The sequence below is a fragment of the Cellulosimicrobium cellulans genome (assembly GCF_024124905.1).
Taxonomy (GTDB): Bacteria; Actinomycetota; Actinomycetes; order Actinomycetales; family Cellulomonadaceae; genus Cellulosimicrobium; species Cellulosimicrobium cellulans_G.
In genome coordinates this window covers 389,168-413,890 of sequence record NZ_JAMXST010000004.1, presented here as the reverse complement: position 1 = coordinate 413,890, position 24,723 = coordinate 389,168, and the positions used below count along the sequence as shown (strand labels likewise).

General features: G+C 74.2%; 19 protein-coding genes. 9 read left to right on the top strand and 10 right to left on the bottom strand.

Going from position 1 to position 24,723, the window contains the following annotated elements; all coding sequences use genetic code 11:
• Positions 1 to 2: 2 nt before the first annotated feature.
• The 4 genes from NHH00_RS14015 to NHH00_RS14000 all read right to left on the bottom strand — a co-directional run bounded on the left by NHH00_RS14015 (position 3) and on the right by NHH00_RS14000 (position 5,607).
• Entirely contained in the window at positions 3 to 2,801 is a 2,799-nt protein-coding gene (locus NHH00_RS14015) for an FG-GAP-like repeat-containing protein (protein WP_253053141.1), read from the bottom strand.
• A gap of 126 nt (positions 2,802 to 2,927) precedes the next feature.
• Positions 2,928 to 3,914: a Gfo/Idh/MocA family protein gene (locus tag NHH00_RS14010; protein ID WP_253053139.1), complete on the bottom strand. Its 987-nt coding sequence runs from the start codon at positions 3,912 to 3,914 to the stop codon at positions 2,928 to 2,930.
• Positions 3,914 to 5,014, bottom strand: coding sequence for a DegT/DnrJ/EryC1/StrS family aminotransferase (locus NHH00_RS14005; protein ID WP_253053137.1), 1,101 nt, complete (start codon positions 5,012 to 5,014; stop codon positions 3,914 to 3,916). The genes NHH00_RS14010 and NHH00_RS14005 overlap by 1 nt, the downstream gene beginning before the upstream one ends.
• On the bottom strand, positions 5,011 to 5,607 hold the full coding sequence (locus tag NHH00_RS14000) for an acyltransferase (protein WP_253053135.1): 597 nt from the start codon (positions 5,605 to 5,607) through the stop codon (positions 5,011 to 5,013). Before NHH00_RS14000 ends, NHH00_RS14005 begins: the two co-directional genes overlap by 4 nt.
• 140 nt (positions 5,608 to 5,747) lie before the next feature.
• Here NHH00_RS14000 and NHH00_RS13995 point away from each other — a divergent pair, with 140 nt between their 5' ends.
• From NHH00_RS13995 to NHH00_RS13980, 4 genes are all read left to right on the top strand, one after another.
• Entirely contained in the window at positions 5,748 to 6,470 is a 723-nt protein-coding gene (locus NHH00_RS13995) for a glycosyltransferase family 2 protein (RefSeq protein ID WP_253053133.1), read from the top strand.
• Between the two features lie 12 nt (positions 6,471 to 6,482).
• Positions 6,483 to 6,887 carry a DUF2304 domain-containing protein gene (locus NHH00_RS13990; RefSeq protein ID WP_253053131.1) on the top strand — a complete coding sequence of 135 codons (405 nt, stop codon included), beginning with the start codon at positions 6,483 to 6,485 and terminating at the stop codon, positions 6,885 to 6,887.
• A 101-nt stretch (positions 6,888 to 6,988) separates the two neighbouring features.
• Positions 6,989 to 8,284 (top strand): LCP family protein, encoded by a 1,296-nt coding sequence (locus tag NHH00_RS13985; RefSeq protein ID WP_253053129.1) that lies wholly within the window; start codon positions 6,989 to 6,991, stop codon positions 8,282 to 8,284.
• A 4-nt stretch (positions 8,285 to 8,288) separates the two neighbouring features.
• Complete coding sequence (locus NHH00_RS13980) at positions 8,289 to 9,737, top strand: LCP family protein (RefSeq protein ID WP_253053127.1); 1,449 nt, start codon at positions 8,289 to 8,291, stop codon at positions 9,735 to 9,737.
• Positions 9,738 to 9,740: 3 nt separating this feature from the next.
• Here NHH00_RS13980 and NHH00_RS13975 read toward each other — a convergent pair whose 3' ends face one another.
• From NHH00_RS13975 to NHH00_RS13960, 4 genes are all read right to left on the bottom strand, one after another.
• Positions 9,741 to 11,777, bottom strand: coding sequence for an acyltransferase family protein (locus tag NHH00_RS13975; RefSeq protein ID WP_253053125.1), 2,037 nt, complete (start codon positions 11,775 to 11,777; stop codon positions 9,741 to 9,743).
• Positions 11,778 to 11,881: 104 nt separating this feature from the next.
• A complete protein-coding gene (locus NHH00_RS13970; protein WP_253053123.1) occupies positions 11,882 to 13,987 on the bottom strand; it encodes an acyltransferase family protein in 2,106 nt (701 codons plus the stop codon).
• A 129-nt stretch (positions 13,988 to 14,116) separates the two neighbouring features.
• Positions 14,117 to 14,656 carry a 5-(carboxyamino)imidazole ribonucleotide mutase gene (gene purE / locus NHH00_RS13965; protein ID WP_253053121.1) on the bottom strand — a complete coding sequence of 180 codons (540 nt, stop codon included), beginning with the start codon at positions 14,654 to 14,656 and terminating at the stop codon, positions 14,117 to 14,119.
• Positions 14,653 to 15,894: a 5-(carboxyamino)imidazole ribonucleotide synthase gene (locus NHH00_RS13960; RefSeq protein ID WP_253053119.1), complete on the bottom strand. Its 1,242-nt coding sequence runs from the start codon at positions 15,892 to 15,894 to the stop codon at positions 14,653 to 14,655. Before NHH00_RS13960 ends, purE begins: the two co-directional genes overlap by 4 nt.
• A 139-nt stretch (positions 15,895 to 16,033) precedes the next feature.
• Between NHH00_RS13960 and NHH00_RS13955 the strand changes: the two genes are divergently transcribed.
• Positions 16,034 to 16,555, top strand: a complete 522-nt coding sequence (locus tag NHH00_RS13955; RefSeq protein WP_253053117.1) for a GtrA family protein — start codon at positions 16,034 to 16,036, stop codon at positions 16,553 to 16,555.
• A 24-nt stretch (positions 16,556 to 16,579) separates the two neighbouring features.
• On the opposite strand, the gene NHH00_RS13950 is transcribed toward NHH00_RS13955, so the two are convergent.
• On the bottom strand, positions 16,580 to 17,911 hold the full coding sequence (locus NHH00_RS13950) for an ATP-binding protein (RefSeq protein ID WP_253053115.1): 1,332 nt from the start codon (positions 17,909 to 17,911) through the stop codon (positions 16,580 to 16,582).
• Positions 17,912 to 17,955: 44 nt separating this feature from the next.
• Positions 17,956 to 18,639, bottom strand: a complete 684-nt coding sequence (locus NHH00_RS13945) for a response regulator transcription factor (RefSeq protein WP_031316534.1) — start codon at positions 18,637 to 18,639, stop codon at positions 17,956 to 17,958.
• Positions 18,640 to 18,743: 104 nt separating this feature from the next.
• On the opposite strand from NHH00_RS13945, the gene NHH00_RS13940 reads away from it, so the two are divergent.
• The 4 genes from NHH00_RS13940 to NHH00_RS13925 all read left to right on the top strand — a co-directional run bounded on the left by NHH00_RS13940 (position 18,744) and on the right by NHH00_RS13925 (position 24,674).
• Positions 18,744 to 20,306 (top strand): sensor histidine kinase, encoded by a 1,563-nt coding sequence (locus NHH00_RS13940; RefSeq protein ID WP_253053113.1) that lies wholly within the window; start codon positions 18,744 to 18,746, stop codon positions 20,304 to 20,306.
• Positions 20,303 to 21,046, top strand: a complete 744-nt coding sequence (locus NHH00_RS13935) for a response regulator (protein ID WP_253053111.1) — start codon at positions 20,303 to 20,305, stop codon at positions 21,044 to 21,046. Before NHH00_RS13940 ends, NHH00_RS13935 begins: the two co-directional genes overlap by 4 nt.
• A 248-nt stretch (positions 21,047 to 21,294) precedes the next feature.
• The gene (locus tag NHH00_RS13930) at positions 21,295 to 22,116 is read left to right on the top strand and encodes an ABC transporter ATP-binding protein (RefSeq protein ID WP_253053109.1); all 822 of its coding nucleotides are present in this window, start codon (positions 21,295 to 21,297) and stop codon (positions 22,114 to 22,116) included.
• 23 nt (positions 22,117 to 22,139) lie between these two features.
• Positions 22,140 to 24,674, top strand: a complete 2,535-nt coding sequence (locus NHH00_RS13925; RefSeq protein WP_253053107.1) for an ABC transporter permease — start codon at positions 22,140 to 22,142, stop codon at positions 24,672 to 24,674.
• The last annotated feature ends 49 nt before the right edge of the window (positions 24,675 to 24,723 follow it).

The following is a 24,723-nucleotide window of genomic DNA, read 5'->3' as shown; positions in this document are numbered from 1 at the left end:
GCTCACGAGACGGAAGCGCCCGACGGGGCCGTGGCGATCGTCCGCCACGTCCGGAACCCTCCCGACCCGTTGCCCGAGTACAGGACGATCGACCTGTCCGAGCGCGTGGCGACCAGGTCGGGTCGCCCGTCGCCGTCCACGTCGCCCGCACCCACGATGCTCGACATGACGTCCCACCCGGTCCCGATCACCGAGGCCGCCCCGAGCCGTGCGCCGCCGTTGCCCGGGTAGAGCAGGAGCCGCCCGGTGCCGGCCTCGCGCGCGACGAGGTCCGGCGCCGCACCGCCGCGCCAGTGGCCCGCCGAGACGATCCGGTCGAGGAACTGTGCGCCCTGGGCGATCAGGACGCGGGTCCCGAACCCGCCCCGGCCGTCCCCCGGGTACAGCCAGATCTGCCCCGTGCCCCGTTGGAAGGCAAGCAGACCCGGGACGCCCGTCCCGAGCCAGTCGCCCGCTCCGATCACCTGGGTCATGACCTCCCAGCCCGTCCCCACGCGCGTCCCGGACGTCGCGAAGCTGCCGGTCGCCGTGCCGGCGTGGAGGAACAGGTCGCCGTTGCTCCGGCGGGTCATGAGGTCGGGCCGACCGTCACCGTTCCAGTCTCCGGGAGCGATGGCCTCGGCGACGGCCGAACCGGAGATGCCGGTGCCCACGGCCCGCGTGAAGCCCGCGCCACCGAGATAGGAGTAGCGGTGCAGCGCGCCGTCTGCACCCACCGCGAAGAAGTCCTCGCCCCGACCTGCACGACCGGCGGGGTGCACCGCGGTGAACCCCTGCCACTGGTGCCCGATCTGCGACCGTCCGAGCAGCCGTCCGGCACCGTCCCCCACGTAGCGCCACAGATTCCCCTGGACGTCCCGTGCCACGACGTCGGGCAGGCCGTCGTCGTTGAGGTCTCCCGGGCCGACGATGGTGGTCATCACGTCCCAGCCGGACCCGACGAACGTCCGACCGCTGGCGAACCCGCCGTGCCCGTCACCCGTGTACGTGTAGAGGTTGCCGCCGGTCCGCGCGACGAGCGCCGGGCGCCCGTTGCCGAGGTCTCCCACCATGGCGATCGAGCTCATCGCGTTCCAGCCGGTGCCCACCTGCCGCGGTGTGCCGAAGCCGCCGCGCCCGTTGCCGGGGTAGAGCCAGAGAGTCCCGTCGTGCCGCCTCATGAGGAGGTCCGTCGTGTCGTCGCCGTTCCAGTCGTGCCCGCCGACGATCAGGTTCGCGACGCCCCAGCCGACCCCGATCCTCTGCTTCGCGGCCCAGCCGCCGTTCGCGGTGCCCGGGTACAGCCACAGGTCTCCGGACGCCGGGTCGACGATCATGAGGTCCGGGGAACCGTCCCCGTTCCAGTCACCGGGGGCGATCACCCGGGAACCGGGCCAGCCGGAACCGACCGTCCGGGTCTGCCCCCACCCCGAGGCCGTGGCCGTGAGCATCGAGACCCCGGTCGCGGTGCGCGACACGAGGTCCGGGTAGCCGTCGAGCCCGAGGTCCCTCCGGAGGGAACGGTCGTGCACGGGACCCTGGCGCGCCGCCGCGAGGGAGCGGATCTGCGGGAGCGCCGCGTAGAGCGTGGCTCCGGGGCACGACGTCTGGCCCACGTCCCGGTGCCCGACGACGATGCTCCCGCCCGCTCCGCGAACGCCGTGGATGTCGAGCTTCCACGCGATGACCGAGGACACGGCGTCGACGGCCGCCCCCGAGACCTGCGCGGCGTCGAAGTTCCCCATCACGGAGACGCCGAAGCGCTGGGAGTTGACCCCGGACGCGTGCGCACCGACGATCCCCCGGTCGATCCCTCCGGCGCGCCCTTCCCAGATGCGCCCGTACTTGTCGACGAGGAAGTTGTACCCGATGTCGCCCCACCCGCGGGACTGCGCGTGGTACGCGTAGATGCCCCGGATGAGTGCCGGGACCTGGTCCGCGGTGTAGTCGTTCGACCCGGCCGTGTGGTGCACGACCGCGCCGACGACGTTGCCGGTCTGGGGCGTCCACGTCATCAGCCGCTCGTCGGCACCCCACTGGGCGCGCGAGTAGATCGCCGGACGGGTCGTGGCGGTCGGCAGCGCGGCCGCCGGTGCGGCGGCGGGAGTCGCGAGCCCGGCGGTCGCGGACCGACCGAGCCCGCCCGCACCGCCGGCTCCCCCTCCCGCGGTCCCCGAGTCCGCGCCGGGGTCGACCACGACCAGGACCGGGTCGACGGGCGTCGGCCCGGTCCCGGGAAGGATCCGCGCCTCGACCTCGTCGACGTCCCCGACGAACAGCGGCTCGGTACCGTCGCGCTGCTCCCCGGCGCCCCCGGTCGGCTCGGCGTCCTCCGCGTGGACGTCGCTCCACCCGGTCCAGACGGTCCCGGTACGTGAACGCACCTCGACGACGACGTCGTCCCCTGCCGACCCGAGGTCCCAGGTGACGCCGACGACGGTCGTCGCACCGGTCGCCGGGCTGGTCGCGGACCAGGTCCCCTCCGGGCTCGGCGTGTCGTCGGCCGGGACCTCGGGGAGCACCTGCTCACCGGGCCCCTCGGCAGCGCCCGCTTCCGACGGCACCGACGCCGTGGGGGCGTCTCCGGACGCGTCGACGGGTTCGAGCGGTGTCTCGTCGATCTCGGGGGCGACCGGTGCGGGCACGGCCGGCGGGGCGGGTGCGACGCGTGGAGCCACAGAGGTCGCGGCCCGTGTCGCGGGGCCGGCCGCCACGGCGGTGGTGCTGCCCGTCACCGCCGACGTCACGGTCACCGCCAGCACCGTCAGGACGGTCGTCCACCTCTTGGCCATCGTGCTCACCCCGGTCGTCGCAGAGATCACCCAGGGCTTGCTCGCGCCCCGACGAACCCGGCCAGTATCACAAGGCGGGCACGTTCTCGCAGGACGATCGCCGGGAGAGTCGGGAGTCGGCCCGGCGACCCCACCACGGGGCCGCCGGGCGCCGGCTCAGAGCGTGACGGTCTGCCCCGACGCGGCCGACTCCAGGACGGCCTCGGCGACCTCGAGGGTGCGCAGGCCCTCCTCCATCGTCACGACGTCCTGGCGGATCCCCCGGACGGCGTCCCGGAACGCCTCGTGCTCGACCCGCAGGGGCTCGCGCTTCGCGAACGCGTAGCGCGTGATGTCGCCCTCGGACACGCCGCGGAACGCCGAGACGGCCTCCCACTCGGTCGGGATGACGCCGTTGGCGTAGAAGGTGAGGTCGGCCGTGCCCGTGTCGGCGACGAACGCACCCCGCTCGCCCGTGACGATCGTGACGCGCTCCTTCATCGGGGAGAGCCAGTTGACGACGTGGTTGGTCACGACGCCGTTCTCCAGGCGGCCGGTCGCGGTCACCATGTCCTCGTGCGGGCGCCCGCTGCGGTGCGTGGTCTGCGCGGCGACCGCACGGTACGCGCTCTGGGCGACCCAGGCCGTGAGGTCGATGTCGTGGGTGCCGAGATCCTTCACCACGCCGACGTCGGCGATGCGCGCCGGGAAAGGCCCCTGCCGCCGGGTCGCGATCTGGTAGACCTCCCCGAGTTCGCCCGCCTCCATGCGGCGACGCAGCTCCTGGAGCGCCGGGTTGAACCGCTCGATGTGCCCGACCGCGCCGACGAGCCCGGCCGCGGCGAACGCCTCGGCGACCTTGCGACCGGCCGCGCTCGTGGCCGCGATGGGCTTCTCCACGAGGGTGTGCACGCCCGCGGCAGCGAGGGCCAGCGCGATCTCCTCGTGGTACACGGTCGGGACCGCGACGACGGCCATCTCGATGCCGGCGCCGATCAGCCCGTCGACGTCGGGCAGGACCGGCAGGTCGCCCGCCACTCCGTAGGGGTCACCGCCGGGGTCGGCGACGGCGACGAGGTCGACGCCGTCGATCTCGCGGAGCACCCGGGCATGGTGCCGCCCCATCGCTCCGAGCCCGATCAGGCCCGCACGCAGGTCTGCCATCACGCACCTGCCTTCACGACGGAGTTGACCGCGGTGACGATGCGCTCGAGGTCGCCCTGGGTGAGCGACGGGTGCACGGGGAGGGAGATCACCTGCTGCGCCGCGATCTCGGTCTCGGGCAGGTCGAGACCGGGCGCGAAGTGCTTCAGGCTCTCGAGGCGGTGGTTCGGGATCGGGTAGTAGACCCCGGAACCCACACCGTGCTCCTCGCGGAGAGCCGTCACCACGCGGTCGCGGTCGTCGGCGACACGGATCGTGTACTGGTGGTAGACGTGCACCGCCCCGTCCGCGACCGGAGGCGTGACGACGCCCTCGAGGTTCTCCGACAGGAAGGCCGCGTTGCGCTGGCGGTCCGCCGTCCAGCCCTGGACCTTGGTGAGCTGCACCCGGCCGATCGCCGCGTGGACGTCCGTCATGCGGGCGTTGAAGCCGACGACCTCGTTGGCGTACTGGCGCTCCATGCCCTGGTTGCGCAGCAGACGGACGTTGCGCGCGATCTCGTCGGTCGCGCACGAGACCATGCCGCCCTCGCCCGACGTCATGTTCTTCGTCGGGTAGAGGCTGAACATGGCGAACGCGCCGAACGAGCCCACCGGGCGTCCGTCGAGGGTCGCCCCGTGCGCCTGTGCCGCGTCCTCGAACAGGAGCAGACCGTGCTCGTCCGCGAGCGCGCCCAGCGCCGTCATGTCCGCCGGGTGCCCGTAGAGGTGCACCGGCATGATGGCCTTGGTCCGCTCCGTGATCGCGGCCCGCACCGCGTCGGGAGCGAGGCAGAACTGGTCCGGCTCGATGTCGGCGAAGACCGGCGTCGCACCGGTCAGCGCGACCGAGTTGGCGGTCGCCGCGAACGTGAAGGACGGGACGATCACCTCGTCGCCGGGGCCGACGCCCGCGGCGAGGAGGCCGAGGTGCAGGCCCGAGGTCCCGGAGTTCACCGCGACGCACGTGCGCCCGCCGACGAGCACCTCGGCGAACTCCTGCTCGAACGCGGCGACCTCAGGTCCCTGCGCGATCATCCCGCTGCGCAGGACGCGGTCCACGGCCGCGCGCTCGTCGTCCCCGACGATCGGCTTCGCCGCGGGGATCAGTGTCTGGCTCATTCGGCCGCAACCTCTCTGATGGTCTCGTCGTGCTCTTCGTAGCGCGTACCCGTCACCGGGCACACCCAGTGCTCCCCGTCGCGCCGCAACGGCTCGCCCGCGCGCCCCACCCAGCCGACGCGCCGCGCCGGGACCCCGACGACGATCGCGTGGTCGGGGACGTCCCTCGTCACGACCGCGCCCGCGGCCACCGTGGCCCAGGCTCCGATCGTCACGGGCGCGACGCACACCGCACGGGCCCCGACCGCCGCGCCCTCGCCGATCGTCACGCCCACCGCGTGCCAGTCGTCCGCGCTCTTCAGCGATCCGTCGGGGTTCACGGCCCGCGGGTAGGTGTCGTTGGTGAGCACCACGGCGGGGCCGATGAACACCCCGTCGGCGAGAGACGCCGGCTCGTACACGAGCGCGTAGTTCTGCACCTTGCAGTTCCGGCCCATCTGTACTCCGGTACCGATGTAGGCCCCGCGCCCCACGACGCACGACTCTCCCATCGACACCCCCTCGCGCACCTGGGCGAGGTGCCAGATCTGGCTGCCGTCGCCGATCGACGCGTCGTCGGCGACGTCGGCGCTCGGGGCGATCCGGACTCCCATGCGGGCTCCTTCGTGTCGGGACGGTGCGCAGCGACCACGTCGGACGCGGACGCCGCGTCGGCAAGGTTACCTGCCGCCGCTGCCCCTCCGAGAGCGGCGAAGGTCCCGACCTTCCCCGGTCGCCTGCAACAATGAGCGACATGCACGAATCGGACGCGGCGGGACCCGGCCGCCCGCCCGTCGAGGCCATCGGCCCCGTCGAGGACGCCTGCCTCGTCGTCCCTCTGTACAACGAGGGCGCGGTCGTGGCCGACGTGGTCAAGAACGCGCTCGGGACGTTCCCCCGGATCGTCTGCGTCGACGACGGCAGCTCGGACGACTCCGCGCAGCGGGCTCGGGAGGCGGGCGCCACGGTCCTGCGCCACGCCGTCAACCTCGGCCAGGGAGCCGCCCTCCAGACGGGGATCGAGTTCGCCCGCGACCTGCCGGGAGCGAAGTACCTCGTCACGTTCGACGCGGACGGTCAGCACCAGGTGGAGGACGCCGCCGCGATGGTCGAGCTGGCCCGGCGCGAGGACGTCGCGATCGTCTTCGGCTCGCGGTTCCTCGACGCGCGGACCCGGCCCGGGCTCCTCAAGCGGGCGGTCCTGCGCACGGCCGTCTGGTTCACGAACCAGAGCACCGGCCTGCGGCTCACCGACGCCCACAACGGGCTGCGGGTCGTCCGCGTCGACGCGGCGCGCCAGGTCGAGCTGCGCCAGGACCGCATGGCGCACGCGAGCGAGATCGTGCTGCAGCTCGGACGCACCGGGCTCCCCTGGCGCGAGTACCCCGTGCACGTCCTCTACACGGACTACTCCCGGGCCAAGGGCCAGTCGCTCTGGAACTCCGTGAACATCCTGGTCGACCTCGTGTTCAAGTAGACGGGAGCGCACATGCTCATCCAGATCGTCCTCGTCGCCGCGATCGCCGTGGTCACGGTCCTGCTCACCCGCTCCACGGTCGACGCCCGGCACCAGGCGATCCGCCGCCTGCTGCTCGTCGGGTTCGTCGTGGTCGCCGGGCTCTCCGTCCTGTTCCCCGAGTGGCTCACCCGGCTGGCCAACATGCTCGGCGTCGGCCGCGGGACCGACCTCCTCCTCTACGCCCTCGTCATCGCGTTCGTGAGCTACATCGCCACGAGCCACCGGCGTGCGAACGCTCTCGCCCGCAAGATCACGCTGCTCACGCGCGAGCTGAGCCTCGCAGAGGCGAGGCTCAGCCGGGTCGACGCGTCGGTCGACGAGCTCGAGCAGCGCGACGGCCAGGGCGGCCGCCCGGACGCTGACGCCGCGGGCTGACCCGACCGGTCCTCGCACCGCACGCGCCTGCACAACTCCTCCACCCCGCGAGCCCGCGGCCCGCGCGGCCAGGTCGCACCGCACGCCTATGCTCGACTCCCGTGACCTCCCGTTCCCGTGCCCAGACCAGCGACGCGGCGGCTGCCGAGCCGTCGCGCGGTCCGGCGCACGCGCGGGCCATGAGGTCCCGCGGGACAGCCCGCGCCGTCGGGCTCGTCGCCACGGCGGTGCTCGCGTTCGGCGCGGTCGGCGGCGCCGCAGCGGTGTCGAGAATCCAGGGGAACATCGCGCCGTCGGACGGGCTCGAGCTCCTGACGGACCGACCTGAGCAGCCCACCCCGGACCCGAGCGACCCCAACGCCGGGAAGCCCCTCAACATCCTCGTGATGGGCTCCGACGAGCGCGGCGGCGAGAACGGCCACGAGGTCGCGGGCGTCGCGGGCATGCGCTCGGACACGACGATCCTCGTGCACGTCTCGGCAGACCGGACGCGCGTGGAGATGATCTCGATCCCCCGCGACTCACGGGTGGACGTCCCGGCGTGCCACACGACGAACGGCAAGACGACCGCGCCGGCCACCACCCGCTTCAACGCCGCGTTCGCGAACGGCGCGACCGTCGGTGGCGACGTCGACTCGGCCGCCGCGTGCGCGACCCAGACCGTCGAGAGCCTGACCGACGTGTTCGTCGACGGCTTCGTCGTCGTCGACTTCGCGGGTTTCCAGAACATGGTCACGGCGATCGGCGGCGTCCCCATCTGCATCCCCGAGCCGATCGACTCGCCCAAGGCGGACCTTCGGCTGGACGCAGGGATGCAGACGCTCGACGGCGCCCAGGCGCTCGGGTTCGCGCGGGCGCGCTACGGCGTGGGCGACGGGTCGGACCTCAGCCGTATCGGCCGCCAGCAGCAGCTCCTCGCCGCGACGGTGAACCAGGTGCTCTCGAAGAACGTGCTCTCGGACCTCGGCCAGATCTACGGGTTCGTCGACGCGGGCACCAAGTCTCTGACCATGAGCGCCAACCTGTCGTCGATCCCGAGCCTCGCCGGGCTCGCCTTCAGCCTCAAGGGCGCGACCAGTGGCAACATCACCTTCATGACCGTTCCCAACGCGCCGGACCCGCAGGACCCCGACGCGAAGGTCGTCTGGACGTCGGAGGCCGACGAGCTCTGGGCCAAGGTGCGCGCCGACGAGCCGATCGCCGCGCCCGCACCCGCGACCGACGAGGCCGCAGGCGGGTCCACCGACGCCGCCGAGGCCACCGAGCCGCCGTCGCAGACCGGGGAGGGTGCAGCCGACCCGACGGGCGACGCGGCCGCCGAGCCCGCCCCGGTGCAGACGAAGGAAGCCGGCAAGGAGGCGTTCTCCGCCGCCGACGAGACCGCGCAGTGCGGGTGACGCCATGACCGACCCCTCGCGCGACCCCCGGTCGCTCCCCCCGAGCTTCACGCCCCAGGGCGGCCGCGCCCCGCGTCCGTCGTCCGTCGACGACGCGATCGCCGTGGGCAACAGCGGGCGCGCCCCGGCGCGCCCCCGCCCCGCCGTGCCCGACGACGCCGTGCGCCTCGAGCCCCGCATCAAGCGCCAGTCGTCGCGCGAGATCCCCGTGACCCCCGCACGCAAGGGCACGCCGCCGCCGGCGCCGCCCGCGCGCGGCGCACGCCCGCGGACGAGCTCCGCGTCGTCCGCGCTCCCGCCGTCGGTCGCGCCGTCGCGCCAGCCCCGCCAGGCGACGGCGGCACCTCCGCGCGTCTCGTCGTCGCCCCACGCGGGTGCGCAGGCCGTGCCCACGACGACGCGGAGCCGTCCGGGCGCGGCGCCGCGGCCGAGCACCGGCCGACCCGGTGGCGGGGGTGGGCGACCGCCGTCGGGCACGGGGACCCCTCGAGCCGGCGGGGGCGGGTTCCGCGTCCGCAAGGGCCGCGTCGTCGGGCTCGTCGCGTGCGTCGTGATCGTCGCGCTCCTCGCCTGGCCGGTCGGCCTGCTCATCTGGGCGAACGGCAAGATCCAGCACGTCGAGGCCCTCTCCGGTGCGCCCGGCACGCCCGGGAACACCTATCTCCTCGCGGGCTCCGACGCGCGCGGCGAAGGCATCAGCGAGGACGGCACCGAGGGCGCGCGCACGGACACGATCATGGTCCTGCACGCCCCGCCGAGCGGCCCGGTCGCGCTCATCAGCCTGCCGCGCGACACGTACGCGGAGATCCCGGGCAACGGCGCGAGCAAGCTCAACTCGGCGTACTCGTGGGGTGGCCCGCCGCTGCTCGTGCAGACGGTCGAGCAGCTCACCGGCCTCACGGTCGACCACTACGTCGAGGTCGGGTTCGGCGGGGTCGAGGGCATCGTCGACGCCGTCGGCGGCGTGGAGCTGTGCCTCGACTACGACGTGAACGACGAACGCAGCGAACTCGTGTGGACCGCCGGGTGCCACGTCGCCGACGGCCACACCGCGCTCGCGTTCTCGCGGATGCGCTACTCCGACCCGAAGGGCGACATCGGCCGCGCCGAGCGCCAGCGCCAGGTCATCGGCGCCATCAGCTCGAAGGCGGCGAACCCGAGCATCCTGTTCCGCCCCGGCGACCAGGTCTCGCTGCTGGACTCCGGCCTCGGGTCGCTCACCGTCGACGAGAGCACGGGCATCGTCGACCTCGGCAAGCTCGCCCTCGCGTTCCGCAAGGCCAACGGTCCCGACGGCATCACGGGCACGCCGCCGATCTCGAACCCCGACTACCGGCCGGGCGGCAACGTCGGGTCCACCGTGCAGCTGAACCCCGAGACCGTGGGGCAGTTCTGGATCGACATCCGTGACGGCAACCTCACCCCGGGGCAGGTCGGCGGCCTGCCGCAGTAGTCGTCACCACCACCCGGTCGCGACACCGAGCCGCTCGTCGAACACCGGGCTGAGCGTCACGGCATAGGTCGCCGTCAGATGGTTGTCGTCGCGGTAGACGAACCGGTTGCCCTGGACCGGCCGGCAGACACGGTCCGGGCAGAGGACGTCGTTGAAGTCGAGGATCGTCGTGTTCCACAGCTCCTGGACGGCGTCGAGCGACGGGTCCACGTCGTCCAGGACGTCCTCCCACGCCACGGCGCACTCGTCCGACTCCGAGCCGTGGACGGCCGCGCACTCGGGCATCCAGAACGGCAGCCACGGGTTGTCGCGGATGGCCACGACCGGGACGTCCTCCAGGGCGAGCCGCTCCCAGACACGGACGTACGCGTCGGGGACCACCTCACGGGGCCCGTCCGACTTCGTCGGACGCGTCGAGGTCGTGATGACCACGTCAGGTTCGAGCGACAGGACGTAGTCCATCGCGTCGCGCTGCCAGGTCGCGCACTCGCCGTCGACGTCGCCGTCCTCGGGGTCGAGGAAGAGGCACCCCGCCTTGAGGACGGGGACGACACGAAAGCCCCGACGGTCGGCGATCGGTTCGAGCGCGGCGAACCAGTGCTCGCTGTGCGACGCACCGACCAGCGCGACGACCGTCGCGGCATCCTCCGGGCCGTACGAGCACCGCTTGACGTCGCTCTCCCCGTCCCCCGTCATGCAGCCGTCCAGGACGACCCGCGACGTGTCCTCGAGCACGGCCTCCACGGCGGGCACCGGGTCGGCAGCCGCCGCCGCGTACGCGCCCGGTTCGAGGACGGAGAGCGCCCCCGGGTACGCAGCGACGTCGACGTCCTGCAGGGCGCCCTGGTACGAGCGCTGGACCGACAGGACGTGGGCGTGCCACGCGAGCGGCACGACCGCGACGGTCACGGTGACCACAGCGACGAGAGGACGCAGCACCCCCCGCCGGGGCCGTGTGCGCGTGGCGCCTCGCGCATCTCGAGGGTCCCGACGGAGCACGTCCTCGACGAGCTGCTTCGTCAGGACCGCCAGCACGGCCGAGAGGCCGAGCACGCCGATCCCTGCGAGCCAGCCCACCGGCCGGTCGCGGAGGACGATCGTGAACACGAGCACGGGCCAGTGCCACAGGTAGAAGGCGTACGCGTACCCGCCGGCTCGGGCGACCGGAGCCCACGCGAGGAGCCTCGAGACCGACCACGCGGGAGCGACGGCGATCCCGCGCGGGTCGGGCGTCCCCGCGACGACGACGAGCGCGGCGCCTGCGAGAGGAACGAGCGTGGCGGGGCCGGGGAAGAGCGCCGCGCCGTCCACGAGGAGGCCGCTGGCGACGACGAGCGCGAGCCCGACCCAGCCCGCGACGAGCCCCGACGCACCGGGCAGGCGCACGCGCGTCACCAGGAGCGCGAGCAGCGCACCCGCGAGGTACTCCCACGCGCGGGCCACCGTGTCGTAGTAGGCGAACGCCTGGTCGGCGCGCACCGCGACCACGGCGTAGACGAACGAGGCGACGGCCCCGGTCACCACCGTCGCGTGCACGATCGCCAGGCGCGTCGCGATCCCCGCGCGACCTGCCGACCACCAGACGAGCAGGAGAAGGACAGGAAGCCCGACGAAGAGCTGTCCCTGGACGGAGAGGGACCAGACGTGCTGGAGCGGGCTCTGTCCCACGTCGGCCGCACCGTAGGCCTGCTCCGCGGCGGCGAGCCGCCAGTTCTCGGCGTAGAGCAGCGACCCGAGCACGTCGCCCGAGACCCCCGTCCACCGGGTGCGCGGGAGGAGCACCGCGCTCGCGACGAGCACCGCGGCGAGCACCAGGACGAGCGCCGGAAGGAGCCGGCGGGCGAGCCGCGGGAGGTAGGTTCGCAGCCGCACCGGCGTCCCGCGGGCGAACGAGCGGAGCAGACCCCCGGCGACGAAGAACCCCGAGAGCATGAGGAAGACGTCCACCCCGCCCGAGACGCGGTGGACCCACACGTGGTAGACGGCGACCAGCACGACCGCGAGCGCGCGCAGGCCGTCGAGGTCGTGCCGGTAGGGCACGGCAGCGCCTGTCGACCGGTCCGCCGCACGTGACCGCGCATGACGGGGCGGCGTCGTCGGCCGGGTCGGGCCGACGGAGCGAGCCCTCGCTCCGACAGGTCCGGTCATGACGGCTCCCCGTGTCGCGTCGACGTCGCGCGGTCGGTCCACGGTGACAGCTCGTCCTCGAGGAACGGGGCCAGCGAACGAGCGTAGTCCCACGTGAGGTGGTTGTCGTCGAGGTAGACGTGCACGTTCCCCACCACCGGGACGCACCACCCGTCGGGGCACACCGCCCCAGAGAGGTCGACGAGCACCGACCCGTCGCCCACCCGGAGGTCCTCGGCGGGGTTCCGTGAGGCGGAGCGGGACGCGAGGTCGTGGCGGCACACGTCCGCATCGGGACCGTGCTGCTCGGCGCAGACGAACATGTCCGTCGAGAACCGCGGGTTGTCCCGGACCCCGAGGAGCGCGATCCCCGCGTCGGAGAGCACGTCGACCGCCTCTTGGAGCCCGACGACGACGGTCTCGCCCGTGCCGTCGGCCTCGGCGGCCGTCGTGACGGTGAAGACCGCGTCCGGACCGAGCTCGAGGACGTAGTCGAGCACCTGCTCGTTCCACTCGCGGCAGGGGTGGCCCGCCGTGCCGAACGAACATCCCCCGTAGAGGACCGAGACCAGGGTCCAGCCCTCGCGCTCGGCGACGGGGATCAGCGCACCCATGAACTGCTCGCTGTGCGAGTCGCCCACCACCACGACCGTCGGACCCTCCGGAGCGGGGGGAACGAGCTGCCCGCACCGCTTCGCGAGCTCCGCGACGTCGGGCGCGAACCTTCCCGAGCAGCGTTCCGTGAGCGACACCCACTGGGCGTCGAGCGCGGTCGCCACGGGGACGGGAGGTGCGGTCGGGTCCGACGCGTCCTGGTATCCCGGCAGGAGCACGCGCGCGCCCGGGTTGTCGGCGGAGGCGCCCGCCAGCGCCTCGGCGGCCCGCGCGCGCTCGGCCGACTGCCAGGCGGCGAGGGGAACGGCCACGACCGTGACCGCGACGAGCACGGCGACCGCACCGCGCCACGGGACGGTCCGCGCCCACGCCAGGTCCCGGACGGGGCGCTCGACGAGCGAGGTGAGGAGGCGGGCGAGGACGAGGGACACGACCACGATCACCGCACCCTCGTGCCAGGACGGGACCTGACGTCCCGTGACCACCCGCCAGGTGATGAGCAGCGGCCAGTGCACGAGGTAGAGGGCGTAGGCGTCCCGCCCGAGCGACCGCAGCACCGGGTGCGCGAGCACGTTGCCCACGGCCCACGGGTGCGCCGCCGTGCCTGCGACGATCACGGCGGCGGCCGCCATCGTGGGCCACAGCGCGAAGTAGCCCGGGAACCCGCCCTGGACGTCGAGCACGAGCCCACACGTCACGATCAGGGCGAGCCCCGCCCAGCCGACGATCAGGGCGACCCGTGCCGGCAGGCGCACGAGCGGCAGGGCGACCGCGACGAGCGACCCGAGCGCGAACTCCCACAGCCGCGCCCTCGTGTCGAAGTAGGCGAGCCCCTGGTCCGACGCCGTCTCGACGACGGAGAAGGCCAGCGAGGCCGCGAACACCGTCCCGAACACCACGAGGAGCACAGGGGTGACGGAGAGCCTCAGGCGCCGGACGACGAGCCCGGACAGGAGCAGGAGGAGCGGCCAGAGGACGAAGACCTGGCCCTGGACCGAGAGCGACCAGTAGTGCTGGAGCGGGCTCGCGACCGCGCCGTCCCGGGCGTAGTAGTCCACGGACTCGCGGGCGAGCTCCCAGTTCTGGACGTAGCCCAGCGACGCCCAGGTCTGCGTCCAGACCGACGGCCACGACGACGGCGGGTAGAGCAGGAACGCGGTCCCGAGGACGCCGAGGAGCACCACCGCGGAGACGGGGACGAGGCGCTTGAACGTGCGCGCCCAGTACGCCCCGACGGCGACCCCGCGCCCGGCGCTCAGGCGGCGCGCGAACGAACCCGTGAGGAAGAACGCCGAGAGCATGAGGAACACGTCCACGCCACCCGACACCCTGCCGAGCCAGACGTGGTAGACCACCACGAGGAGGATCGCGACCGCCCGGAGGCCGTCGAGGTCGTAGCGGTAGCCGTCGCGCGAGGTCGCGGTCCTCGGGCGGGCGTGCCGTCGGACCGCACCGGGGGTCGCGTCGGACGACGCCGTCGGCGCCCATGCTGCCTGCGGTGCTGCCACGTGAAACTGCTCCGGGTGGGTGTCGGACCGACCCGCCACGGACCGTCGTCGGTCCAGCCCCCTGCGTCGCGAGACGCGCCCGCAGGCTAACCCGACAACCGCCTGCCGCAGAAACCCGCGGCGCGCCGGTCAGGCGCCGAAGCCCGTGCGCTGCTCCCCGGACCTCGACGCGCGCAGGCGCGCACCCTTCGCGCGCGCCTGGTCGCCCAGGTCCGCCTGGAAGGCGACCATCTTCTCCCGCAGCCGCGCGGAGTCGTCGTCGGTGCCGGCCGCGAGGATGCGCGCGGCGAGCAGGCCCGCGTTGCGCGCCCCGCCGACGGAGACCGTCGCGACGGGGACGCCCGCGGGCATCTGCACGATCGACAGGAGCGAGTCCATGCCGTCGAGGTGGCGCAGCGGCACGGGGACGCCGATCACCGGCAGCGGCGTCACGGCGGCGAGCATGCCCGGCAGGTGCGCCGCTCCCCCGGCGCCCGCGACGATCACGCGCAGGCCGCGCTCGGCGGCGCTGCGCCCGTAGTCGATCATCTCGACGGGCATGCGGTGCGCCGAGACGACGTCGACCTCGACGGGCACGCCGAACTCGGCGAGCGCGTCGGCCGCGGCCTCCATGACGGGCCAGTCGGAGTCCGACCCCATGACGATGCCGACGACGGGGTTCTCGCTCATGCTCGCTCCTCGTTCGGGGTGCCCTCGGGGCCCTCGCCCCGCAGGATCGCGGCCGCGGCCAGGGCCCGACGCCGGGCCTCGCCCAGGTCGTCGCCGCTCACGTTCACGTGGCCCAGCTTGCGCCCGGGGCGCACGCCCTTGCCGTACAGGTTGACCTTCGCGTCGGGGAAGGCGGCGAGGACGTCGGGCAGCGCGTCGGTCAGCTCGCCGAGCGTCGAGCCGAGCACGTTCGCCATGACGGTCCAGCGGGCGGTGGCCGTCGTGTCGCCGAGGGGCAGGTCGAGCACGGCCCGCAGGTGCTGCTCGAACTGGCTGGTCACCGCGCCGTCGATGGTCCAGTGCCCGGAGTTGTGCGGGCGCATCGCGAGCTCGTTCACCAGCACGCGCGGCCCGTCGTCGCCCGGGACCTCGAACATCTCGACCGCGAGCACCCCCGTGACGCCGAGGCCCTCGGCGATCCGGACCGCCGCGTCGCGGGCGCGCTCCGCCTCGGCCTCCGTGAGACCGGGCGCGGGCGCGATCACCTCGGCGCACACGCCGTCGCGCTGGATCGACTCGACCACGGGCCAGGTCCGCACCTCGCCCCGACCGTCGATCCCTCCGGACGGGCGGCGCGCCACGAGGACGGCCAGCTCGCGCGTGAAGGGCACCTTCTCCTCGACGAGGAGCTCGGGGCCGCCCGTGGCGGCCGCCTCGATCCACTCCGCGACCTGCTCGGCGCCGCCCTCGGCGACCGACACGACGCGCACGCCCTTGCCGTCGTACCCGCCGCGCGCCGTCTTCACCACGGCCTCGCCCCCGACCTCGGCGAGGAAGTCCGCGAGAGCGGTGCGGGCGGCGTCGGGCGCGGTGGGGAGCGCGGCCCAGCGCGGGCACGGCACGCCGAGCTCGGTGAGCCGGCGCCGCATGACGATCTTGTCCTGCGCGTGCACGAGCGCGTCGGGTCCGGGACGCACGGGCGTGCCGTGCTCGAGGAGGTCGGTGAGCAGCGCGTTCGGGACGTGCTCGTGCTCGAAGGTCAGCACGTCCGCCGGGGCGGCACCCGCGGGGGCGATGAGCGAGCGGACCGCGGCCTCGTCGGACGCGGCGCCCACGGGCGCGTCGACCACCACCTGGGCCGCGGACGTGTCCGGGGCCTCGACGAGCACGCGCAGGTGCACGCCGAGCTCTCCGGCCGCGGGGGCCATCATGCGCGCGAGCTGTCCTCCGCCGACCACGGCGATCACTGGGGCTGCCACGTGCACCCACCCTAGTGCCTGGGCGGCGCGGGACCGCGCGTCGCCCGGACTCCGGACCGTCGGCTCCTCGGCCCCGCGACCCGGTGGCCGCCCCCCCGGCACCCGGGCGACGCTCAGGAGCGGCCGGTAGCCTCGGAGGGTGACGAGCGACCTGGACCGGCGAGCCGAGGCGAACGCGGCGGCCCTGCCGCGGCGCGAGCGCGTCCTCGCCCGGGTGCGGGAGCTCGCGAAGTTCGGGTCGGTCGGCGCGGTCGCGTACGTCGTCGACCTGGGCCTGTTCAACCTGCTCAGCTTCGGACCGGGCGAGGTCCTCGGCCACAAGCCGCTCACCGCCAAGATCGTGTCCGTCACGGTCGCGACGCTCGTCGCGTGGATCGGCAACCGCTACTGGACGTTCTCCGCACGCCGCACCCAGGCGCGCGGCCGCGAGCTCGCGGCGTTCGTCGTCGTCAACGTGGGCGGGATGCTCATCGCGGTCGGCTGCCTCGCGATCTCCACGTACGCGCTGGGCCTCACGTCCCCGCTCGCCAAGAACGTCTCCGCGAACGTCGTCGGGCTCGCGCTCGGCACGGCGTTCCGCTACGTCGCCTACCGACGCCTCGTGTTCACGGGCGACCGGGCGCGGGACGACGTCGCCGGCCGGGAGACCGCGACTCCCTGACGCCCCCGCCGGGGCCCGCTCGCGTCAGCCGCGGCGCCGGCGACGACGCCCGTGCGCGGAGACCGCGACCCCCGTCGGCAGGACGACCCGCGGGTCGAGGCGCCGCGGCACCCCCGCGAGGAAGAGCGCGAACACCGCGGGCCGACGCTGCGCGAGCTCGAGCCGACCGCCGTCGGACGCCGCGAGGTCGCGCGCGAGCGCGAGACCCAGGCCCGTGCCGGCGCCGGAGGTCACCTCGCGCTCGAAGATGCGGGGGGCGAGGTCGTCGGGGACACCGGCGCCCTCGTCCGACACCTCCGTGACGATCGCACCGCTCGTGCCGGACGGGCGCGCGCGGACCGTCGTCGTCCCGCCGCCGTGCTTGAGCGAGTTCTCGATGAGCGTCGCCAGGACCTGCGCGAGCGCCCCGGGCGTCGCGAGCACCTGGTACTCCGCGGGGACGTCGACGACGAGCTCACGGCCCGCCTTCGCGAACGTCGGGACCCACTCCTCCTCCTGCTGGTGCACGACGTCGAGCAGGCTGACGGCCTCCGTCGTCCCGCCCTGCGCGCGCCGCGACGAGGCGAGGAGGTCGTCGACGACGCCGACCAGTCGCTCGACCTGCTCGAGCGAGATCCGGGCCTCCTCCTGGACGGCCGGGTCGTCCGAGGCCATCGAGATCTCCTCGAGCCGCATGCTGAGCGCCGTGAGCGGCGTGCGGAGCTGGTGCGACGCGTCGGCGGCGAACTGGCGCTCCGCCGCGAGCCGACCCGCGAGCCGGTCGGAGCTGCGCGCGAGCTCGGCGGCCACGAGGTCGATCTCCTCGACCCCCGACGGCTCGAGCCGCGGGCGCACCTGTCCCGACCCGAGCTGCTCGGCGGACGCCGCGAGGTAGACCAGCGGCGCCGAGATGCGGTTCGCCTGCCACACCGCCATCCCGATGCCCGCGGCGAACGCGACGATGGCCGCGGCCACGACGAGCAGCACGACCTGCGCCGCCTGGAGGTACGCGTCCCAGTAGGAGACGGTGAGCGTGACGAGCGCACCCGACTCGGAGTGCAGCGGCTGCTCGATCCCCCGCCCGGTGATCTCCTCGCCCGCCGTGAGCACCGTCCCGTCGGGCAGGGTGACGTAGACCTGCGCCGGAGGGTCGCTCGCGCGGGGCTGGACCGCGTCCGTGATGACGTAGTCGGGGATCTCGTCGCCCGCGGCGAGGCGGGCGTCGATCGAGCGCGAGAGGCGCTCGACGCGCGACGTGACGTCGTCGACCTCACCCTGCAGCACGAACCGCGCGCCGTAGAACGCGAGCGGGAACCCGAGGAGGATGACGGCGACGGCCACGGCCGCCACCGTCGCCTGCAGCATCCGACGCCGCACGCTGCTCCTCGCTCCCCGTATCCCTCGTCCCCGGTCGGGGTCGGTCAGCTCTCGCCGGTCTCGAAGCGGAAGCCGAGACCGCGGACGGTCGAGATGTAGCGCGGCGCGTTCGCGTCGTCGCCGAGCTTGCGGCGCAGCCACGACACGTGCATGTCGAGCGTCTTGGTCGAGCCGACCGGCTCGGAGCCCCACACGTCGCGCATGAGGGCGTCGCGCACGACGACCGAGCCCGCGCTGGCGACGAGCACGCGCAGCAGCTCGAACTCCTTGGTGGTCAGGTGCAGCTCGCGCTCGCCCTGGAACGCGCGGTGCGCGGAGACGTCGATGCGCACGTCCTGCGCGGCGAGCTCCTCCTCGTCCACCTGCTCACCGTGCGAGCGGCGCAGGAGCGCCCGCACCCGGGCGAGCAGCTCGGCGAGCCGGAACGGCTTCGTGACGTAGTCGTCGGCACCGGCGTCCAGGCCGACGACGAGGTCCACCTCGTCGGCCCGGGCGGTGAGCACGAGCACCGGGGTGGTGAGACCCTTGTGCCGGATCTCGCGCGCGACGTCGAGGCCGTCCATGTCCGGAAGGCCCAGATCGAGCACCACGATGTCCGCACCGCTCGCGGAGTCGATCGCTCCTTGACCAGTTCCTTGGACGACGACGTTGTAACCCTCACGTGTCAGTGCGCGCGCCAAAGGTTCGGCAATCGCCGGGTCGTCCTCCGCTAGCAGTACGTGGGTCATTCGCTCATGCTAGGGCATCAGTACGACTTCGGTCCCATCGTGTCTCGTGAACTCTGCGACCCTGGTCGGACGCCTCGCCGCCGCCCTCTGCCTAGGCTTGACGCATGGGATGGTACGAGCGGCTCGGGCAGTGGTCCGACGAGCACCGGTTCGGTGTGGACCTCACCGTCACGCTCGTCCTCGCCGTCGTGTTCGTGCCCGCGTCCGCGGCGTTCTCCTCGGCCGGCGCGAGCGGCGTCGGCACGAGCGGCGGCTGGGCCGCGTTCTGGGCGGCCCTCCTGCTCGCCCCGCTGCCCTGGCGCCGGTCCAACCCGCTCGCGTCGTCGATCACCGTGTACTCCGTCGCGCTGGTGCACCTGCTGGCCGGCTACTTCCTGATCTTCCCCGCCGACTTCGCGGTGCTGGTCGCGCTCTACTCGGTCACGGTCTACGGGCCACGCTGGGCGCACCGGACGGCCATCGTGTCCTCGCTCGTGGGCGCGGTCGTCCTCGGGGTGGCGCTCGGCCTGATGTCCGGTCGCCTCACCGACCTCGCGACGATGGTCTTCTTCACGTCCGCGTTCGGGGGCATGACGTTCCTCGCGGTGTGGGCGTTCGGCCTCGTGCGCCGTTCCCGGCGCGAGACGATCGCCGCGCTCGTCGACCGCGCGGAACGCCTCGAGGTCGAGCGCGACCAGCAGGCGCAGATCGCGACCGCCGCCGAGCGCGCCCGCATCGCGCGCGAGATGCACGACATCGTCGCCCACTCCCTCTCCGTCATCATCGCCCAGGCCGACGGCGGCCGGTACGCCGCCGCCCACGACCCCGACGCCGCGACGCGCGCGCTCGCGACCGTGTCCGAGACGGGCCGCACGGCCCTGGCGGACATGCGCCGGCTCCTCGGCGTCCTCCGGACGGAGCAGCCGCGCGTCGCCGCGCCGCCGCGGGCCGCCGTCGGGCCCGGGGGCACCCTCGCGCTGCCGGGACGGGGGCCGGCGGGCGCGCCGCCCGCCGGCTCGCCGTACGGGCCCGCCGCACCCGGCCACCCGGCGCCCGCGAGCGGCGCGACGGCGGCGCTCGAGCGCGCCCCGCAGCCGGACACCGCCGACCTCGAGACGCTCGTCGCACAGGTGCGCGACAGCGGCATGCGCGTGTCCTTCGTCCGCGTCGGCCAGGCGCGACCGCTGCCCCCCGGGGCAGGGCTCACGGTCTACCGCGTGTGCCAGGAGGCCCTGACCAACGTGCTCAAGCACGCCGGCCCGGACCCGGAGGTCACCGTCGTCGTGCGCTGGGGCGCCACCACGCTCGACCTCGAGGTCGAGGACGACGGGCGCGGCGCCTCGGCCGCCGCCGCGGCGCACCAGGAGGCCCGGCCCGGCGGTTACGGCGTGCTGGGCATGCGCGAGCGGGCCGCGCTCTTCGGCGGGTCCGTGCAGGTGGGCCCGCGTCCCGGCGGGGGGTTCCGCGTGCACCTGCGCATCCCCGTGCCCGCCCTGCCCGGCGCGGCCCCCGGACCGGCCGCCCTCCCCCGGCCCCCGGGTCGGGTCGTCCCCGCACCCGCGCCCGCGCCGTCGGGCAGGATGGCCCCGGGCCACCCGGCCGCCGCGACGGCCCCTCCGCCGCCGCCGGCCGTCGACGCGGAGCCCCCGCACCCGGCCCTCGACCGACCGACCGACAGGACACCATGACCGACGCCCTCCCCGACCCCGGCGGCGCGTACGCCGCCGACCCGCTCGCGCCGGTCGAGCCCGTGCGCATCGCGCTCGTCGACGACCAGCAGCTCGTGCGCGCGGGCTTCCGCATGGTGATCGACTCGCAGCCCGACCTCACGGTCGCGGTCGAGGCGGGCGACGGCCTGCAGGCGCTGCGCCTCCTCGCGGACCACCCGGTCGACGTCGTGCTCATGGACGTCCGCATGCCGCACCTGGACGGCCTCCAGACGACGGCCCGGCTCACCGCCGCCGCGGCCGACGGCGGGCACGCGCCCAAGGTGATCGTGCTCACGACGTTCGACCTCGACGAGTACGTGCTCGAGGCGATCCGCTCCGGCGCGAGCGGGTTCCTGCTCAAGGACGCGCCGCCCGAGGAGATGCTCGCGGCGATCCGCACGGTGCACCGCGGCGACGCCGTGATCGCGCCGTCGTCCACCCGGCGCCTGCTCGAGCACCTGGTGACGGCGCTGCCCGCCGAGCAGGCCGACGACTCCCCCGCGCACGCCGCCGTCGAGGGTCTCACCGAGCGCGAGCGCGAGGTGCTCGTCCTCATGGCGCGCGGCCGGTCCAACACGGAGATCGCGAGCGACCTGTTCGTCGCCGAGGCGACGGTCAAGACCCACGTCGGCCGCATCCTCGCCAAGCTCGGCGCGCGCGACCGCGTCCAGGCCGTCGTCACGGCCTACGAGACGGGCCTGGTCCGCCCGGGCTCCTGACTCCCGACCGTCCCGACGGCGCCCCGCCGGTCCTCGGACCCGTGGGGCGCCGTCGTGTCAGCCCTCGGCCAGGGTCGGGTACGACCACGGGATGACCCTGCTCGCGTGCAGGACCCGACCCTCGCCGGACGCGGCGGGGCGGGCCGGGTCCGTAGCGTCGTCCACGATCCCCGGCGCACGCCTCCGACCACCGGACCGGCGTGCCGCACGACGGCCCGACGACGAACTCGACGCACTCAGGAGATGACGTGGACACGACCGTGTACCGACCCGCCGACCCCGCCCCTGCCGGCCCGCCCGCGGTGCGGGCCCGCTCGCTGCGCAAGACCTACGGCACGGGCGAGGCAGCGGTGCACGCGCTCGACGGCGTCGACGTGGACTTCGAGCGCGGCCACTTCACGGCCATCATGGGGCCGTCGGGCTCGGGCAAGTCGACGCTCATGCACCTGCTCGCAGGGCTGGACACCGCGACGAGCGGCCACGCCTTCATCGGCGACACCGAGGTCACGGGCCTGAACGACAACGCGCTCACGCAGCTGCGCCGCGACCGGGTCGGCTTCGTCTTCCAGTCGTTCAACCTGCTCCCCATGTTCACGGCGGAGCAGAACATCACGCTGCCCGTCGAGCTCGCGGGCGGCAAGGTCGACCGGCCGTGGTTCGACACGCTCGTGCGCACGCTCGGGCTCGAGGCACGCCTGAGCCACCGCCCGAGCGAGCTGTCCGGCGGCCAGCAGCAGCGCGTCGCCATCGCGCGCGCCCTCATCGCCGGTCCGGAGGTCGTCTTCGCGGACGAGCCGACGGGCAACCTCGACTCGCGCTCGGGCGCGGAGGTGCTCAGCTTCCTGCGCCGGTCGGTCCGCGAGCTCGGCCGCACGATCATCATGGTGACGCACGACCCGACGGCCGCCGCGTACGCGGACCGCGTCGTGCTCATCGCCGACGGGCGGATCGCGGGCGACATCAGCGACCCGACGCCCGAGTCGGTGCTCGCCGGGCTCGACGCCCTGCGCACGCTCGAGGCGCCGGGCGCCGACGGCTCCGCCCCCGCGTCGCAGGCGGTGCGCGCCTGATGCTCCGCCTCACCCTGGCGCAGATGCGCCGCAGCATCGGCCGCCTCGTCGCGGCCGGCGTCGCGATCGTCATCGGGACGGCGTTCGTCACGGCGACCCTGATCGCGGGCAACGTCATCACCCAGACCACGAACGACTCGATCGCCGCGCAGTTCGCCGACGCGGACCTCGTCGTGTCCGCGCCGAGCGACCTCACGGCGTCCGACGTCGACGCCCTGCGTTCCGTGAGCGGCGTCGACGCGGTCGACGCGGTCCAGTTCACCTACCTCGACCTGTCGCACGGCTCGAAGCGCGTGTTCCAGCTCGGCGTCCCCGCGCCCTCCGACCCGCGCTTCGAGGCGCTCGAGGTCGTCGAGGGCTCGATGCCCACCGCCTCGGGACAGGTCTCGCTGCCCACGGCCGTGGCCGAGCGCCTCGGCGTCGGGATCGGCGACGCCGTCACCAGCTCGCGCAACGTGTGGGACGCCTCCGCCCCCGAGGGCGGCGCGTACGAGGAGGTCCACGACGAGCTGACCGTCGTCGGCACGACCGACGACCCGTACGGCGCGTACGCCCAGATGGGCGGGGCCGTCGTCGTGACGGCGGAGGACGTCGCCGCGTGGGAGGCCGCGCAGACGAGCCCCGACGACCCGGAGCGCCTGTACTCGGCGGCGATGGTCGGGCTCGCGCCCGGCACGGACCTCGAGACCGCGCGCACCGCGCTCGTCGCGGCGTCGCCCGACGATGCCCAGGCCGTGACGCCCGACGAGCACGCCCAGGCGCAGACCCGCAAGATGACGGGTGACCAGGACGTCTTCACGTACGTCATCCTCGGCTTCGCCGCCGTGGCCCTGCTCGTCGCCGCGCTCGTCATCGCCAACACGTTCCAGGTGCTCGTCGCGCAGCGCACGCGCACGCTGGCCCTCCTGCGCGCCGTCGGCGCGAACCGGTCGCAGCTCGCCCGGTCGGTCCTGACGGAGGCGACGATCCTCGGCGTCCTCGCGTCGGTCGGCGGCATCCTGCTGGGTGGCCTGCTCACGCAGGTCGCGCTCCTCGTGGCCCGTGGCGCCGACCTCGGCGTGCCGATCCCGGCCACCATCACGGTGACGCCCGCGGTCGTCCTCGTCCCGCTGCTCGTCGGGACCCTCGTCACGGTCGTCGCGTCGTTCGCCCCGGCGCGCGCCGCCACGCGCGTCGCGCCGCTCGAGGCGCTGCGCCCCTCGGACGCGCCGAACCTCGCGCGCGGTGGTGGGCGCGCGCGCCTCGTCGTCGCGACCCTGCTCACCCTCGGGGGGCTCGCCGTCCTCGGCGGCGGCATCTGGCTGGGCAGCACCGGCAGCCCCGAGATCGGCCTCCTCGCGGGGGTCGCGGGCGGCGCCCTGTCGTTCGTCGGCGTCCTCGTCGGCGCCGTGTACTGGCTGCCCGGGGTCGTGTCGTTCGTGGGCCGGCTGCTGGCCGGCACGGGATCGACGGCGCGGCTCGCCACCGCGAACACGCTGCGCAACCCGCGCCGCACCACGGCGACCAGCACCGCGCTGCTCATCGGCGTCACGCTCGTCGCGATGATGTCCACCGGCGCCGCGAGCGCCCGGACGTCCCTCGACGCCGCGCTCGACGACCAGTACCCGGTCGACGTCCTCGTCGCGACGGACGCCTACGGGTCGACCGAGGACGCCGTGCCGAGCGACGTGGTGCGCGCGGTCTCGGGGACCGAGGGCGTCTCGCGCGTCGTCGAGCTCTCCGGGGTCACGGTCACGCTGCTCGACGGCGCCGAGATCACGATGCACGGGGTGGACCCGGACCAGGCCCGCGCGGTCGTGCGCTCGCCCGACGTGCTCGCCGCGTTCGCCCCGGGCACGGTCATGGTCCCCGAGGCCGACGCGGACGCCTGGGACGTCGCCGAGGGCGACACGCTCGAGCTCACCGGTCCGGACGGGGCGACCCTCGACGTGACGGCCCACGTCGGGGCCATCGGGGACGGCTGGCTCCTCGACGCGGACGACGCGAAGACCCTCGCCCCGGACGCCCTCGTGTCCCGGCTGTGGGTCGGGCTCGACGACACGGGCGACGCGACGCAGGTCGTGCCCGCGATCCAGGACGCGATCGTCGAGTCGGACACGCCGGTGGAGGTGGCCGGCATCGCCGTCGAGCGTGCGGCCATGCAGAGCGTCATCGACACGATCCTCGGGGTCATCGTGGGGCTGCTCGCGGTCGCCGTCGTCATCGCCCTCATCGGCGTGGCGAACACGCTGTCGCTCTCCGTGATCGAGCGGCGACGCGAGTCGGCGACGCTGCGCGCGATCGGCCTCAGCCGGGCGCAGCTGCGGTGGATGCTCGCGATCGAGGGCATGCTCATCGCGGGCGTGGGCGCGGTCCTGGGCATCGTGCTGGGCGTCCTGTACGGCTGGGCGGGCGCGGCGACGGCGCTGAGCGTCATGGGCGACGTGTCGCTCGCCGTGCCGTGGCGGGACGTCGCGCTCGTGCTCGTCGTCGCCCTCGTGGCGGGGCTCGTCGCGTCCGTCGTGCCGGGCCGGACCGCTGCCCGCACGTCGCCCGTCGCGGCGCTCGCCGTGGACTGAGACGCGGCTCGCCCGGGCCCCACGGCCGACGCGCGCCCCTGTGGACGGA